Annotated in this window: 17 protein-coding genes; all 17 read right to left on the bottom strand. The window is 39.2% G+C overall.

Going from position 1 to position 16,425, the window contains the following annotated elements; genetic code table 11:
* Window positions 1–24: 24 nt before the first annotated feature.
* Window positions 25–174, bottom strand: coding sequence for a hypothetical protein (locus tag VER_RS02105; RefSeq protein ID WP_162099241.1), 150 nt, complete (start codon window positions 172–174; stop codon window positions 25–27).
* Entirely contained in the window at window positions 174–800 is a 627-nt protein-coding gene (locus VER_RS02100; RefSeq protein ID WP_162099240.1) for a hypothetical protein, read from the bottom strand. Before VER_RS02100 ends, VER_RS02105 begins: the two co-directional genes overlap by 1 nt.
* Window positions 801–877: 77 nt before the next feature.
* A complete protein-coding gene (locus VER_RS02095) occupies window positions 878–1,267 on the bottom strand; it encodes a hypothetical protein (RefSeq protein ID WP_162099239.1) in 390 nt (129 codons plus the stop codon).
* A gap of 28 nt (window positions 1,268–1,295) precedes the next feature.
* Complete coding sequence (locus VER_RS02090; protein ID WP_162099238.1) at window positions 1,296–1,757, bottom strand: hypothetical protein; 462 nt, start codon at window positions 1,755–1,757, stop codon at window positions 1,296–1,298.
* A gap of 200 nt (window positions 1,758–1,957) precedes the next feature.
* Entirely contained in the window at window positions 1,958–2,830 is an 873-nt protein-coding gene (locus tag VER_RS02085) for a hypothetical protein (protein ID WP_162099237.1), read from the bottom strand.
* Between the two features lie 20 nt (window positions 2,831–2,850).
* The gene (locus tag VER_RS02080) at window positions 2,851–3,336 is read right to left on the bottom strand and encodes a hypothetical protein (RefSeq protein WP_162099236.1); all 486 of its coding nucleotides are present in this window, start codon (window positions 3,334–3,336) and stop codon (window positions 2,851–2,853) included.
* Window positions 3,337–3,507: 171 nt separating this feature from the next.
* The gene (locus tag VER_RS02075) at window positions 3,508–4,086 is read right to left on the bottom strand and encodes a hypothetical protein (protein WP_162099235.1); all 579 of its coding nucleotides are present in this window, start codon (window positions 4,084–4,086) and stop codon (window positions 3,508–3,510) included.
* A complete protein-coding gene (locus VER_RS02070; protein ID WP_162099234.1) occupies window positions 4,046–4,432 on the bottom strand; it encodes a hypothetical protein in 387 nt (128 codons plus the stop codon). Before VER_RS02070 ends, VER_RS02075 begins: the two co-directional genes overlap by 41 nt.
* A 3-nt stretch (window positions 4,433–4,435) precedes the next feature.
* Complete coding sequence (locus VER_RS02065; RefSeq protein ID WP_162099233.1) at window positions 4,436–4,921, bottom strand: type II secretion system protein; 486 nt, start codon at window positions 4,919–4,921, stop codon at window positions 4,436–4,438.
* A 14-nt stretch (window positions 4,922–4,935) separates the two neighbouring features.
* Window positions 4,936–5,559, bottom strand: a complete 624-nt coding sequence (locus VER_RS02060; RefSeq protein ID WP_162099232.1) for an A24 family peptidase — start codon at window positions 5,557–5,559, stop codon at window positions 4,936–4,938.
* A 51-nt stretch (window positions 5,560–5,610) separates the two neighbouring features.
* A complete protein-coding gene (locus tag VER_RS02055; RefSeq protein ID WP_370456463.1) occupies window positions 5,611–6,036 on the bottom strand; it encodes a competence type IV pilus major pilin ComGC in 426 nt (141 codons plus the stop codon).
* 51 nt (window positions 6,037–6,087) lie between these two features.
* Window positions 6,088–7,272: a type II secretion system F family protein gene (locus tag VER_RS02050; RefSeq protein WP_162099231.1), complete on the bottom strand. Its 1,185-nt coding sequence runs from the start codon at window positions 7,270–7,272 to the stop codon at window positions 6,088–6,090.
* Window positions 7,259–8,341: a type IV pilus twitching motility protein PilT gene (locus tag VER_RS02045; RefSeq protein WP_162099230.1), complete on the bottom strand. Its 1,083-nt coding sequence runs from the start codon at window positions 8,339–8,341 to the stop codon at window positions 7,259–7,261. The genes VER_RS02050 and VER_RS02045 overlap by 14 nt, the downstream gene beginning before the upstream one ends.
* 37 nt (window positions 8,342–8,378) lie before the next feature.
* A complete protein-coding gene (locus VER_RS02040) occupies window positions 8,379–9,491 on the bottom strand; it encodes a GspE/PulE family protein (RefSeq protein ID WP_162099229.1) in 1,113 nt (370 codons plus the stop codon).
* Window positions 9,492–9,841: 350 nt separating this feature from the next.
* On the bottom strand, window positions 9,842–11,086 hold the full coding sequence (hutI, locus tag VER_RS02035) for an imidazolonepropionase (protein ID WP_162099228.1): 1,245 nt from the start codon (window positions 11,084–11,086) through the stop codon (window positions 9,842–9,844).
* A 365-nt stretch (window positions 11,087–11,451) separates the two neighbouring features.
* Window positions 11,452–13,500 carry a urocanate hydratase gene (locus VER_RS02030; RefSeq protein ID WP_162099227.1) on the bottom strand — a complete coding sequence of 683 codons (2,049 nt, stop codon included), beginning with the start codon at window positions 13,498–13,500 and terminating at the stop codon, window positions 11,452–11,454.
* 264 nt (window positions 13,501–13,764) lie between these two features.
* Window positions 13,765–16,050, bottom strand: coding sequence for a bifunctional dihydroorotate dehydrogenase B NAD binding subunit/NADPH-dependent glutamate synthase (locus VER_RS02025; protein ID WP_162099226.1), 2,286 nt, complete (start codon window positions 16,048–16,050; stop codon window positions 13,765–13,767).
* Window positions 16,051–16,425: the final 375 nt, after the last annotated feature.

The raw sequence follows: 16,425 nt of genomic DNA, 5'->3' as shown, positions 1-16,425 counted from the left end.
ATAACCGCTTACCAAGGTAAGCGGTTATTGATTCATCTGCTTGGGCTCAATAGCTAATCGTTTTTCTTCTTGTATTCTCAGATTATAAAGTTTCTCTTCTAATTCTTTAAGAGTCATCTTTTTTACGCTCTCTGACATTTCTACTCTATCATCAATCAATAGATTCCCTCTCATTACAAAACCTCCTCATAATAAATACCATATATTTTATTCATATCATTAATAGCCATATGCTGTGCTTTAAACTCATTATAGTCTTTTTTTATATAATAATCAATTTGTAACTGATGAAGTTCTAAGCCAGGCTCTTTATACCCAATTCCATATTTAAATATCTTACCATTATGACAAATAATTAGTGCTATTTTATATCCCATTTCCCACATACTATGAAAGTCTGCCGGACTAGGAGGCATACTTAGCGGATGCGTATGCAAGGCTATAATGTTTTTACTTTCTTTTATTCGTTTATCTCTTTTTCTATTTCGACGAATCGCTTGTGAATGTACTTCATTTACGGCACTAGCTACTACCTCACCAGACTCACCATCAAGCCAATACATATCTTCAAATAATGTGCCCCTTCTATGTAAAAGCATGTCTTTTGCCTTTTGATAAATAATTCGATTTACCTCCGGATTAGCGGTTATAATGTCAAACTTCCGTCGGTACTCACTACTGTTAATATAAGACAAATTAATTTGTGTTTCCTTATTGCGACCAACGCGTTGCTCTTCATAAGTTAATGTATTTTTTGACCGCTTTCTAGCTCTTTTATACGGCAACTTTAACTTATTCATCTAACACTATCCCTTCTTGATTATTTGCCTAGTCATGTACCTCTAGGTAATTTAATAAAAATTGTATTATTCCTTAATTATTCCTTCTTAATTGTAAATAGAATATGTAACTGTCCATTCTCTTTTTTCAATTGCTGCGGTTCAATGTAAAAGGTAGGATGTCTTTCTTCCCATTCAGTTATGAGCGTAAAATAATCTTGCAATTTTCCGCTTACCTCTACCTGTAACTGTGTCCCTTGTTTAGTAGTTTGCTCCTCCATAGCTACAATGGTCAACGCTTTGCCCCCTATCATCTGCATAAGCAGATCTTTTAACTGACTTTCAGTGGATTCCTCACTAGCCGTCGCTGTAATTAATTCATAAGCAGGACTAGCTACTACAACTGCCTCGCCATTGTTCTGTAACGCTTGTTGCTCCTCGGTCGCCAACAAATCCACCTGTTCAGCATGTAACCACAAGGCTGCCATCGCACCTAATAAAGTAATAATACAATAGCTACTGACTAGCTTTATTAGTAGTTTTCTTGGTATCGTCACTCTTGCCATAATGGCCTGACAACTGAAACGTATGCACTTTACGAGCTGCATCAATTCCTTGCTTTTCATTAATTGTCACTCCCTTTAATACACTCTTTAACTTCTGACTATAAGCCAGCACTACCTCAGGGGCCGTACTAATACCAGTAATTGTAAAACCATTCTCTGTAAAGGTAATGGTGTCTAACACCAATTGCGCATTAGCACAATCAACCATATACATTAACATACTGCGTTCTGTAGTATGACTCATATCCTTAGCCATTAAAACTTTAAGTCGCGCCGTATAGCGTGCTACGGCTTCATGATTAGCTCGACCCGCTTCTTCTAATTGTTGAATATTCGCTGCCAACGTATGGTTTTCTATATACCAATACCCCGCCAAACTCCAAAAGAGCAGGGGCACAAATAGCAAAACCATTACCCCGCCTATTAAATAACTTTTATGCAATCTACATACATATTCTAAACGCATTGGCCATGTCATAAAATTCATTACAATCATAAACTACCTTTCTTTGCCCCTATATTTTACCCATACATCCTAACTCCATCATGACCACTCTAAGGCCACGCTAACATACTATTGCTTATCTCGCCTAATACCAAGCTAACGCACTATTACTTAGCTCGCATAACACCACGATAAGCAAGTCCTAAAGCCATATCCCATAACATAGGGCTTGAAGCCTCTTTCGTTTGTTCACTAACAACTGTATTGAGTGTCATTCGTTCTTCAAAAGGAATTGGCGTTAACCGACCATATTTTTCATACACAGTTTGCCACTGCAAGTTTTCACATTGCCACCGAGTACCTTCATAGATTTGAACCCCTGCAATACCTGAAACACCATAACTGAATAAATCTAATTCTGTTTCTGCTAACACATCCATAATAGCTTGCATTTCATTAGCTACACTATGTCTACTCATACAAATGCCATTATACCAACTAGTAAATTCAACTTCATTGTCATGAACAATGCCAATAACAGCCCCACTTTTTTCTACGAAGCGACGAGCCAATGGCGCTGGTGCACTATCAATAATTTTTAAATTGCCACCCCCTTTTAGAGCCCCGGTCGCTAAATCTGTAATATGTTGACGCTGCAAAGCTACGACGTATAACAACTCTTGTTCTGGTGCATTTACTGATTCAGGTGGCATATCCGCTAGCATAAAATCATAATAATAGGAATCCTCTGGCCAAGTCACAAATTCTGGCACAGTCCACCGTAACATTTCCGCTACTTCAATCCGTGGTAACCGCGGTAGAATCATAGTCTTTTCTTGTCGTTCCACTAGCGCAACCATCCCCATAGCTTGCCCTTCCAAGGAATAGGTCTGAATTAAACGTTTACAATCTTCCAACAAACTACCTTGACGATCCGCTACAATGCTATCATTAATAATTACACCGGCCTCTGTTTTCTCCATTCGAATCGCCACTATTTGCGTTGTGCCTATTGCGATACCAATAAATTCTGATTTCATATGTCAATATCCCTTCTAAATTACTGAATTCGTGAAACTCGCTCCACTATAATTTGTTTTCCCCTTGCTGTAGAATTACCAGCATTACTTGTACTATTACCTACATTATTCGTACTATTACCTACATTGTCTGCACCGTTAATTGTGTCTACTGGGTCTTTTGCTACTTTTACTTCTTTAAATACTACATAATATCTCACTTGTTGCCCTGTAATCGCATTCCGATAAGCAACCCTAAAATCCCCAGTTTCCTTAAAAGCACTAGGTGGTGTCAAAATATATGTAACAATACGCTCCTTACTCTCTTCATAAATCACTTCACGACCAGTAGGCATAGAATCGCCCTTTTCACTATATGTCCGCAATAAACAACCAATAACCCCTTCTGCATAATAGTTCATCGTCGTCAATCCCACTTCATCATGAGTTATACTTATCAAAGTATGCATCGTTTCACCAATGGCACTCCAAAATAACAATAAAATAGTACCTAATATTAGTGCCATGTATGTAAAAAAGCCGCGCTCAGCTTCCTGTAGACTATTTTGTGGTCTATGTTTCAAGTTATTATTTAACCTACATTTTAGCCTACATTTTAACCTATACCTTATTCTATTTTTCAGCTTATTACTTAACCTACCTCTTAGCCATTTCATAGCCTTTATTCCTGTTCCATTTCAATTTTTATATTTTGAAAATCCAAAATATTGAGTATTGGGATATATGGTCACATCAGTCAGTTGCTCATAAGTACTACCATTAATAGATTGAGCCTTTCCATCTACATAAGTTCGCCAACGCATATGTATAGGCCCACCTTTTGTTGTTTGTGAAAAAGGTTTAGTTCCTAATAGAGGTGCCACAATAAGGTCCCCCCATTGAGGACTTAAGGAAGTAGCAGAAATAGCTTGCCCTTGACCATCGCTTAAAATACGACTCGCTTCACCATCAGTAATGCCATATTGTCTAAATCCATCTTGCAATAAATAATTACCACTTTGACTCACAGTCATTGTCTTAGCCGTTTGCTTGGTATAATTGGCAATTGTTAAACGTGTAGTAGTTGCATCTAAATATACTTCATTACTAATTTGCCACTGCTGCCACCAGGTAACAGAATTTCCCATAAGCAATAAAAGGGCTAATAAGGCAATGCAGATAATGGTAGAACTTATGAGTAACTCAGCTAATAAAAAACCATTTGGTTGCTGATTGCTAAATAGAACCTTGCTCAGTGGGTACTCCTTCCCACACATACGTCTTAAAATGAAGCATTTCCTGTTGTTCATAATAACCAATTGCTTCTAACTCCTTAACAGCCATATCATGAGCTGTTACTGTATGAATGGTACGCACCAATTTATACGGTGCCTGTACCTCTGGTAGTGCTCCTAATTGGCCTTGATGTTGATAATTGTATTTTCCTTCTTCCATAGCTGTTATAGCTGCTTGCATTAACTGCTGTTGTAACTGAGCCTGACGCCATTGCATCACTAAGGAACTAATTAAAGCGGTTATAGTTAAGATAAAAACTACTGTAATTAAAGTGCCACCCAAAGCTTCCGCATACAGATAACCCCCGTTACGATGATGTGCTATCATTAACTAAAAACTCCCTTCTACCCACCTAATACGCGGGGTTTGCTGTGAAAAAATAAATTTTCGATACACCCGCAAGGGATAATCATAAATTTCATAGCTAAATACATCATTCTGTCCATCATAACTCCCTAGATATACCGCTTGTTGCGATCTTGAATTATTGACCAATTTCATAGTGCTCGGCAACTGAATATACTGCGTTCCCCACATATCGCCATACAGATTACTGCTATAGGCTTCTGGATTAACATATAAGGTATTAATAGGATTTATTATAGGGCCTGTACTACCATTGAAGGAGATAAACTGAGTTCGTTTCAATGTATAGTAAAACTGTCGACTCACTTCATCAAATCGTCTAGTCTCACTTAAATTAGCCGATATAGCTAATTGAGCCATACTTAATAGTAACCCCAATAAAGTTATATAAATAACAAGTTCAGCTAATAAAAATCCCTGTTCCCTTCGTCGCACGCTCCGTCGTTTCATAATAGAAATCCCTTTTAAATCGATACTAATCCGCCTCCTTGTTCCCACACATACATTAACCAAGCTGATAGGCATAAAAAAGGACCAAAGGGTAGTATATGTACGGTTCGTTTTGTCATTAGCCAATAGGCTGTTAACCAGCAGGTGCCACCTACAAAGGCCAATACAATCACATACCAAAGAGCAATTGGTGATAGCCACAAGGCCAATATACTGCACCATTTTATGTCACCTAAACCAAGACCATCCTTAGTCAAATAACGCAATAAATAACCACCCAGCCAGACTAAGCTCGCAGCTAGTAATGTCATTAACCAAGCACCTTCTATTAACCACATTCGACTTAACCCACTTATAAGCAATAAAATAGCACCTTCATCGGGAAGAATCAGATACTGCTTGTCGATGGTAGCGCCTATAAAAAGAGTACTTCCGAAGATAATAGTTAATAACAAGGTACTAAGCGATTTCATAACATATGCCCCGCTTAGCCCAACTAATAAGCCCATGCCTATACAAAGCAGATAAAACGTATTAGAACGCCGTTCTCGTTCTATAATTAATTCGTTTAAGAGATAAAAGCTACCAAGCCCTGCCAATAAGCCACCTATACTGCCAATACTATACTGTAACCACATATACTAACCACAACGTTCCTTTTTCCTTTAACCTAAGCTACTCGCTAACTTTTAATTAGCTTCCTTGGTACTATCCGAAGCTGTCACTACAATATGACTACCAGCACCGCCCCCATTACTTTCAGAAGTCACCGTATAGTCACCACCTTTAGGTGTTTTAACCGCTTCTGACAAATAACCAGCTTTATATAAATCATCCACTGATGGTACTTGATCAGTTGCTTTATCCACCATATAAAGCTGTGCTGCATTGGCAATCGTTTGCGTATCTGCTTTGATTTTAGCATCGCGAGCTTTATCCCCAGCCGATAAAAATTGTGGCATCGCCACAGCTGCTAAAATAGCAATAATAGCAACGACAACCATCAATTCCACTAAGGTAAAACCACCTTGTTTCTTACGTTTTGCTTGCATAGCCTTACGATAGGCTATAACCCATTGTTTCACACGTTCTGTAATTGCTACCATAGATCCCATTTCCATACCTAACAGTCCTTTCTTAACTTGCCATTTCACTTACTATTTCACTTACACATTCTGTATTGCTGTTACCGCATTAAACATAGGCATCATAACAGCTATCACTAAAACAGCTACCCCTATCCCCATAAGAGATACCAAAATAGGCTCTAATAATTGTTGTAACTTACGCATATAGCGATTTGTCAATTGTTCATAATAAGTAGCGCCATGATTCAACATAGCTACCATATCCCCCGTTTCTTCGCCAATAGTCACTAACTCCCATAAAAACTCACTACCTAACTGTGCTTCTTTTAGAGCCTCCCCAAAGGTCCGGCCATGAGCAATATCTTCTTGCACCTTAGTTTGTAAGGTCACCGCATAAGGATTGCCCCAAAGTGAACCCGTTAAATTTAGCATTTCAGTAATAGTTAAGCCACTATCAAGTAATATAGCCCATACCTTGGCAATCCGTGCTAAAAAGAAGCAATCAAACCACTCGTGACCACAGCCAATTTGCCAACATTTGCGTAATACGTTGAAACGAAATTTAGGTTGATGCCAAATCCACCCTATACCTACACCAAGACTTACTAGTAAAGTCATACAAACCCCTATATGCAGCGTTACAAAATCGCCAAAGTTAAATAATAGCTTAGTGAACCACGGTAACGGCACTTGCATAGACATAAATACTTTTTTAAAGGCCGGTAAAATAAATCCTACGGCAACACCTATAAACAAAAGCATTAAACCCAACAAAAATAGCGGATAGGCAGCCGCACCACTAAGTTGTCGTTGCCAGACCATTTGTTTCTCGTAATACTCTTTAATTTGTGTAAAGCTATTATCTAAAGTACCCGCCGCTTCACCGGCTTGTAATAAGGCACAGCCAATCAAGGGAAAGCCTAAATCAGCTAATATAGCTGATAATACATGACCTCGTTGTACCGCTTCATTAATGGCCCTATAAGGAATTCGTTTGGATGGTTTACTGCTTAAAAACTGCATAACACGACGTATAGAAATACCTGCTTCTAACAATAGTGACATGCGATAGGAGAATTCAATAATATCCTTATACTTCCATTTTTTGGCACCTTGTTTAACCTCTTTCGCAATCTGTAAAGACAATACTTGAAAGCCTTTATGTTGTAGCTTTTGAATCACTTCTTCACTTGCTTCAGCCCACATGGTATCTTCTTGTATCACCCCCTTTGCATCGAAGGCACGATAACTATAACATTTCATAATTCTGTTCCAATACCTCCTTTAATTCCTCCCTAGGTCCCCATTCTTTTTCAAGAGCTGCTACAGCCATCTCCATAGTCTGCATCGGCGGCTGCGTTTCTTGAATAGAAACAATTTGAGGCTCCTTCCGCTGCCTAATTAAATTCGCTACAGCTGGTGTATTTAGCAAAATATCACGAACTACAATAAACTGACGGTCTATGCGAACTAATCGCTGACATAAAACAGCTCGTAAAGCTTGCGATAATTGAGCTCGTACCTCTTCCTGTTGCTCCGCCGGAAATACAGATATCATACGATTAATAGCCATAACCGCTCGTTGTGTATGAAGTGTAGCAAACACTAAATGCCCCGTTTCAGCAGCATGTAAAGCAGCCTCTAAAGTTTCTCGATCACGCAATTCGCCAATCATAATCACATCTGGATCTTCACGCAGTGCATCACGCACACCGGCCGCCATAGAATCCATGTCTTGTCCTAACTGTCGCTGGTGAATTAAACTTCGCTTATTCTGAAACGTAAATTCTATGGGGTCTTCTAGAGTAATAATATGCTTATGAGACTCTTCATTAATACACTCTAAACAAGAGGCTAATGTATAGCTTTTGCCAGAGCCTGTAGGCCCCGTGACTAAGACTAACCCTTCTTGTAATTTCACAACATGGCGTAATAATTGCCCCGCCTCGCCTGTAGGCATGGCTAAGGACTGATTATATAAAATACGTAAAGTACCACACATAGTCTGTTGTGCTTTATATAAGTGGACACGGACACGCACCCTTTGAAAGGTAAAGGCACTATCTTTTGATTTAGATTGATACAGTTCCCTCACATCAGCCACTTTATTAACAATTAACCTCTTATTCGTTAAGTCCTGAGACTGTACTAACGCTAACTCGCCCTCTTCACAAGCGATTTGAATTTCATCAAATACGCTATTAGTGATGACTGTTTTGACCCCAACTTGTAGGTCATACCCTAAGCGAAAATAAGGCTGTTTCCCCGTTTCCAAATGAATGTCAGTAGCCCCTTTGGCTATGGCTGTCTCTAACAACTCACCTAACTCCATTGTCCCCTCCTACCGTGTTAAAAATGATTAAACTAATTTAAGTCGTATCTATACAAATACCACTTTGAAGAATTGCTTGCTTAGTAGTTAACCCTTGCTGTACAACAGCCTTAGCCGATGCTTCTAAAGTTGGCTTTACATACATAGCTAAAGTTTTCGTGTCCCAATTACTTACATTGGCCGGTACCGACCATAATTCGTATAAAGCTAGGCGCCCCTCTGAGCCGTTACTCGTAACACGTCGCACTAAACGCTGTGCCAAAGCACCTAACAAGGTCGCCTTTAACAGATAATCGTCAATCCCCATATCTAGCAAACGTTCCCTCACACCCAGCGCTGTATTTGTATGAATCGTAGCCAATACGCGATGACCTGTAAGGGCTGCTTGCACCGCTAATTCGGCTGTTTCAGTATCGCGAATCTCACCAACCATAATCGTATCTGGATCTTGACGTAATACAGCCCTCAATGCTCTAGGAAATGTCAAGCCCGCTTTGGGATTAATTTGCACTTGAATAGCCCCTGGAATATCAGCTTCAACGGGATTTTCTAAAGAAATAACATTTTCTGCCTGAGTATCTAATAATCTGAGTAACGCATATAACGTACTCGTTTTCCCTGATCCAGTGGGCCCTGAAATTAAAAATAAACCATGTGGTCGTCGTAAAATTTCTTCAACCGCGGACCGTACCTCCGCCGACATACCTAATTCAGCTAGACTTTTATAACAATTTTCATTACCCACAATACGACATACAATCGTTTCACCATAAATAGCAGGTAGCGAAGATACTCTAAGAAGCACTTCCTTCAATTTTGGTGACTCAGGCGTCGTCGTAATGCCCTCTAAATTTTCTAAAGTTACACCTAAACGCTTTCTTGAAGCCTCTGCTACAACGGGCTCCTGCCAACTCCATCGCCCATCTTGAGGCAATCGTTTTTCACTAATATCTAGGCCACTCAAAATTTTAATACGATTCATAACTTGCTCGGCCTCACGACCAGTTATGGTTTTATAGGATTCTAAGAGCCCATCAATGCGAAATCGAATTAAAATTCCAGCTTTTATCGCATCAAAATGTATATCACTCGCTTTAGCTTCTAAAGCATCCTGAATGACCCTATCTAACTCAAACTCCACTTGAAACATTAAATTCTTAATCCCTCCTCACAATCTATTAGAACAACGCTAGCCTCATCCTATTTTTAATTTTTAGCAAGCTTTTTACTTTTTTAGTTGTAAACAAGCTTTTTCTTTTTTATTTTTTAGCAAGCTGTTCTTTTTTTACTTTTAACAAGCTGTTACTTTTTTATTTTTAAAGTCTATTTTAAAATCACAACTACCGAAGTATTCTCGAAAAAATTTTTAACTCCTGCTAAATCACACCAATGGTATGAACTCGCACTGACAGTGTGAGTCAAACGTAGAACATAAAAAAAAGTGCCAAAAGCAATTCGCCTTTGGCACTATAAACTAACTATTCATTTTCTCATCAAAACTTATGCTTGATGTACTACTTTACCTTTTTTAATAACAGTTTCCACAATATTCACGCCTGTATGATATGGCAAGAATTTATAGGATGGATATTGCAGAATCACAATATCAGCTTGTTTGCCCTCTTCAATAGAACCAATTTGATCGGCCCGACCTACAGCAGCAGCCCCATTTAAAGTAAGTGCTGTAATTGCTTCTTCCGCAGTCATGCCCATATAAATGACGCCAAGGGCAATCATAAGTGGTACGGAGTTTGTAAACCCACTACCTGGATTAAAATCAGTCGCTAACGCTACGGCACAACCTGCATCAATCATTTTACGAGCTGGTGCAAATGGCTCCTTCAAACAAAATGCAGTGGTTGGCAATAAAGTCGCCACCGTGTCGCTATTGGCTAAGGCTTTAATCCCTTCCTCAGAGGCATGCAATAAGTGGTCTGCCGAATGACAACCTAGCTCAGCACCTAATTCAGCACCACCTAAGGTTACAATTTCATCAGCATGGATTTTTAAATCAAAGCCCATATCCTTAGCTTGCTGTAAAAACTTACGGCTTTCTTCAATGGAGAATACCCCTTTTTCACAGAAAATATCACAAAATTGTGCTAAGTCTTTTTGTTTTACTTCTGGCATTACCTCATCAACCAAGAATTGTAAAAAATCTTGATTACGACCTTTAAATTCCGGTGGAATAGAATGAGCGCCTAAGAAGGTACGAACAATTTCAACAGGCTGACGTTTTTCAAGCTCTTTCATAACTTCTAACTGACGAAGCTCTGTATCGTGGTCCATACCATAGCCACTTTTACCTTCTACCGTAGTAATCCCAAAAGCTAACATTTTATTTAAAATATCTAAGCTATGATCAATTAATTCCTCAGCCGATGCATTACGAGTAGCCTGCATTGTATTATTAATGCCACCACCACGTTCCATGATTTCCATGTAGGTCATGCCTTCCATGCGCCACAAGAACTCATCAGCACGATAGCCACCAAAAACGAAGTGAGTATGAGAGTCTACAAACCCTGGTAACACTGTTTTTCCTGTAGCATCAATTTGCTTATCGGCTGGTACGTTTGCTTCCCAACTTGGGTCATTACCAATCGCTTTAATGCGCCCATCTTCAATAAGTACTGACGTATTTTCATAAATCTGTACCTCTTTCATAGCCGCACCTTTAAGTGATGTATGACCTAAAGGGGTTACTATTTGAGCTGCATTTTTTATTAATAATTGTTCTGCCATATATGTCTCCTTATGTCTTCTTATATCTTCTTATATCTCCTTATACCTTTTATAGGTAATATAAATCCATTCAGATAGAATAAATTATTTTGTTATAAATGGAACAGTAACCACTGCTAGGTTAAACAGACCTAACAGTGGTTGCTATTATGATAAACTACTTAGTATATAATTTTCTACCGTGTCTAAATCCTACCGAGCTGTATTTATATATGACTAACGGTATCTACCGAGTATTAATGACTAAGTAGAATATTAGCCTATGTAAGCTAATATTTTTAATGTATCACTTAATTGTTCCTCTTGCGAGTGGCTATCATCGTTGCGAGTCAATCATAACCAGTTAATGAGTAAACAATATAAGCTTAGTCTTTAATCACTTTAGCAGTGGGATAAACTTTAGCTACAGCCGCTTTGACTTTAGCATCGTCAGCTACATAAGGAATTGTAATATGACCTACGCCAGCACGAGTTTTATTAAATTCTACCGCCGTTTCCATAGCATGTTCATTACGAGCCCAAGAGCGACGTGCAACGCCACCAATTACGTCCCACGATAAAGCAGAGCGAATGATTTCATCGACTCTATGGCTACCATCAAGTACAAGCCCAAAACCACCATTAATGGCCTTACCAATACCTGTGCCACCACCATTATGAAGAGCGATTAAGCTCATGCCACGAGCAGCATTACCAGCATATGTTTGAATAGCCATATCAGCCATTACATTAGAACCATCTTTAATATTTGACGTTTCACGGAAAGGCGAGTCAGTCCCTGATACGTCATGATGGTCACGGCCAAGCATAACCGGACCAATTTCACCAAGGCGAACTAATTCGTTGAAACGAAGGGCAATGCGCACACGGCCCACTTCATCTTGATATAAAATACGAGCTTGCGTACCAACAACCATTTTGTTTTCTTCTGCATCACGAATCCAATTATAATTATCACGGTCTTGATAACGACGATCTACTTCAATACATTCCATAGCGGCTTGGTCTGTTTTATGTAAATCTTCTGGCTTGCCACTTAAGCATACCCAGCGGAATGGACCATATCCATAGTCAAAGAGATGAGGCCCCATAATATCTTCTACATAGCTTGGCCAAATAAAACCATCTTTATCATCGATACCATTTTTAGAAATTTCTTTTACCCCTGCATCATAAACAGCCTTCATAAAGGAGTTACCATAATCGAAGAAATAAATCCCTTTGCCAGTTAACTGTTTTAAAGCTGCGAAATGAGCTTTTAATGTGTCGTTAACTAAGCTGCGGAACTTGGCAGAATCTTCGGCTAACAACCGAGTCCGTTCTTCAAAGGAAATGCCTTGTGGACAATACCCGCCATCATATACATTGTGGCAGGAAGTCTGGTCAGAAATTAAATCTACATGGATGTCATTAGTAGCAATGTACTCTAACAAGTCAACAATATTGCCATGATACGCATAGGCTTTGCCTTCTTTAGCGGCCATGGAGTCTTGTGCCATTTTAATAATTTCAGGTAAGGAATCAGATACGCCTGAAATCCAACCTTGATCTAAACGAGTTTTAATACGCGAGTAGTCAACTTCTGCAATGATGGCTACGCAATTAGCAATCTCAGCAGCTTTACCTTGTGCCCCACTCATGCCACCAAGCCCAGAGGTAACAAATAATTTGCCACTTAAATCGCCATCAACCGGAATACCTAATTTCATGCGACCAGCGTTTAAAATCGTATTAAAAGTACCATGAACAATCCCTTGTGGCCCAATATACATCCAGCCACCTGCTGTCATTTGACCGTAGTTTGCTACGCCCATTTCTTCGGCAATTTCCCAATCTTTAAGGTTATCAAATAAACCAACCATCATGCCATTGGTAATAATTACGCGTGGCGCTTCTGGTTTAGAACGGAACAAACCTACTGGGTGCCCAGAGGCTACCACTAACGTCTGATCCTGCGTTACTTCTTCTAAATACCGTTTAATTAATAAATATTGCATCCAGTCATGACAAACACTACCAGTTTCCCCATAAGTAACAAGTTCATAAGGATATAAAGCCACTTCAAAATCAAGGTTATTATCAATCATAACTTGGAAGGCTTTACCTTCTACACACTGGCCCTTGTATTCGTCAATTGGTTTGCCATATAAACGCCCTTCTGGACGGAAGCGATAGCCATAAATACGTCCACGAGTAGTCAATTCTTCTAAAAATTCAGGAATCAATTCGTCATGATATTCTTCGGGAATATAACGAAGAGCATTTTTTAATGCTACTTCCGTTTGTTCTGGGGTTAAACGAAAACCACGGTCAGGAGCCCGTCGAATCCCTTCTTGGAAACTTTTCTTTGGTGGTAAGCCTTGGGAAAAATCAAGTTTAATGGTCATAGCGTCTTGTACAGTTTTGTTATTCATAGGTCCACCCCTTTTTGAAATGACTACAATATTTGCTTATGCATTATATCGACTATACTGATTAAGGTTATTGTATACATTTCTCATCTGAAAAACGTCTAACACTATTCGATTTATCTTGAATTATAACATCATAATTATTTTCTTAGTAAAGCTAGCCATCATTTACTTGGACATTTACCCCACTAAAAATCGGCCCTTATCCCTTGGATAAAGGCCGATTCTATTAACTAACAAATGTATGCCATTCAATAAGGCAATGTTTTATTTAGATAAATATTCGTCAATCGCTGTGGCCGCTTGTTTACCAGCACCCATAGCTAAAATTACTGTAGCTGCCCCAGTCACTGCATCACCACCGGCAAATACGCCAGGACGGGACGTAGCGCCCGTATTTTCTTCCGCAATAATACCACCCCAAGACTGCGTTTCAAGCCCTTTAGTAGTAGAACGAATCAATGGATTTGGATTCGTCCCTAAGGACATAATCACGGTATCACATGGAATGATAAATTCAGAGCCTGCAATTTCTTGTGGACGTCGACGCCCCGATGCATCAGGTTCACCTAATTCCATCTTAATGCATTTAACACCAGTTACCCAGCCTTTTTCATCATGAAGAATTTCAATTGGATTCGTTAATAAATTAAACTCAACCCCTTCTTCTTTAGCATGATGCACTTCTTCTGCTCGAGCTGGGATTTCATCTTCACTACGACGATACACAATTTTAGATTCAGATCCTAAACGCAATGCTGTACGTGCCGCATCCATAGCCACATTACCAGCCCCTACAGTCACACATACTTTACCAATAGCAATTGGCGTATCATAGCTATCATCATAGGATTTCATAAGATTAGCACGCGTTAAAAATTCATTAGCCGATAATACTCCATTTGATGATTCGCCCGGAATGTGCATGAATTTAGGTAACCCTGCCCCAGAACCGATAAAGACAGCTTTAAAGTTTTCTTTATCCATTAACTCATCAATGGTCACTGTCCGTCCAATAATTACGTCAGTTTCAAATTTAACGCCTAAATTTTTAATATTTTCTACTTCTTTATTTACAATGCGATCTTTTGGCAAACGGAACTCGGGAATGCCATAAGCTAACACGCCTCCTAATTTATGAAGGGATTCAAACACAGTTACGTCATAACCCTTCTTAGCTAAATCGCCGGCACAACTTAACCCGGCTGGACCGGAACCAATAACAGCCACTTTAATGCCTTTAGCTGGTTCTTTTTCACCAAATACGATTCCGTTTTGAAGGTTCGTATCCGCTACAAAACGTTCTAATTTGCCAATGGCTACCGCTTCATTGCGAATCCCCATTACGCAAGCGCCTTCACATTGTTCTTCTTGTGGGCATACACGACCACAAATAGCAGGTAACGCACTTTGCTGCGCAATGATACGCCCTGCTTCTTCAATATTGCCATGTTTCAAAGCCTGAATAAAACCAGGAATATTAATATGCACTGGGCAGGCCTGTACACAGCGTGGTACTTTACAATCTAAACAACGCTGCGCTTCTAGCATAGCTTCTGTTTTGCTATAACCAAAACATACTTCTTCAAAATTTGTAGCTCGTTCAGCAGGATCTTGCTCCCGCACAGGAATGCGTTTTGTCTTATCTGTAAGTTCGGTCGTTTCAGCGCCTTCATCTACTTTACAAGTACAATCGGGATTTGGATGGGCTTTATCCATTTCACGAATTAACTTGCGCCCTTCTTCTGATTTATACATAGTTTGACGTTGCATAGCATTGTCAAAGTCAACTAAATACCCATCAAATTCTGGTCCATCAACGCAAGTAAATTTGACTTCATCACCAATAGTAACACGACAAGCACCGCACATCCCCGTGCCGTCAACCATAATCGAGTTCAACGATACAACAATAGGAATCCCTAATTCTTTAGCTGCTAAGGTAGCAAATTTCATCATAATCATTGGCCCAATGGCAACGATATGATTATATTCTTTACCTTGCGCAATTAAATCCTTCATACAAGCGACTACATTGCCATGAAAACCGGTCGAACCATCATCGGTGGCTAAATATAAATTACCCGCTACAGAACGCATATGGTCTTCATAGATAATTAAATCTTTATTGCGAGCCCCAATGATTACATCCGCTTCACAACCGCGAGCTCTTAAATATTTAACTTGTGGATATACAGGCGCTGTACCTACACCGCCACAAAGGAATAAGATTTTTTTGTCTTTTAATTCTTCATCAGAAAGCTCTGCCAAATCAGTAGGATTCCCTAAAGGACCTACAAAATCAGATAAAAAATCGCCTTCTTCTAGTTTAGCTAGCTTTTGGGTTGAATCTCCTAAGGTCTGAAATACAATACTTACCGTACCTGCCTCACGATCATAATCGGTAATTGTCAAAGGAACACGTTCCCCATATTCCCCATGTTTAACAATAACAAATTGGCCTGGCAATGCCGATTCTGCCAATCGGGGTGCTAAAATGTCATACTGGTACATATTGGCGTGCAAAACTTCCTTTTTTACAATTTTATACAAGAGAACTCACTCCTTTTAAAAACTAAATACCTGCAAATATCAATTACTATACTTGATATTTACTACCATAGGCTATACCTGCTTAGCTTCATCGATTCGTAAATCCTAATTCCTTCGATGTCATTACTATCATTTTACACCCAAAATAGTAATAATAGAAATTACATTTATGCATAATAAGTGTAATATATTTATCAAGCAGACCTTCTATCCCTAATTAACCTTGTAACAAGTAATCCTAAAGCCTAAAAAAAGGTTCTATAATTTATTTTGGGGCGCTAAAGAGAAACGCAAGTTGCGTGTCCTCTTGGCGCTTACTTTTTTTGTACAAAAAAAAGACATATTGAATAAAATCCGTTACAATAAAAGCGTCGA

It is taken from the genome of Veillonella sp. R32, assembly GCF_010093125.1.
Lineage (GTDB): Bacteria > Bacillota > Negativicutes > Veillonellales > Veillonellaceae > Veillonella_A.
This window is presented reverse-complemented; position numbering and strand designations above follow the sequence as displayed.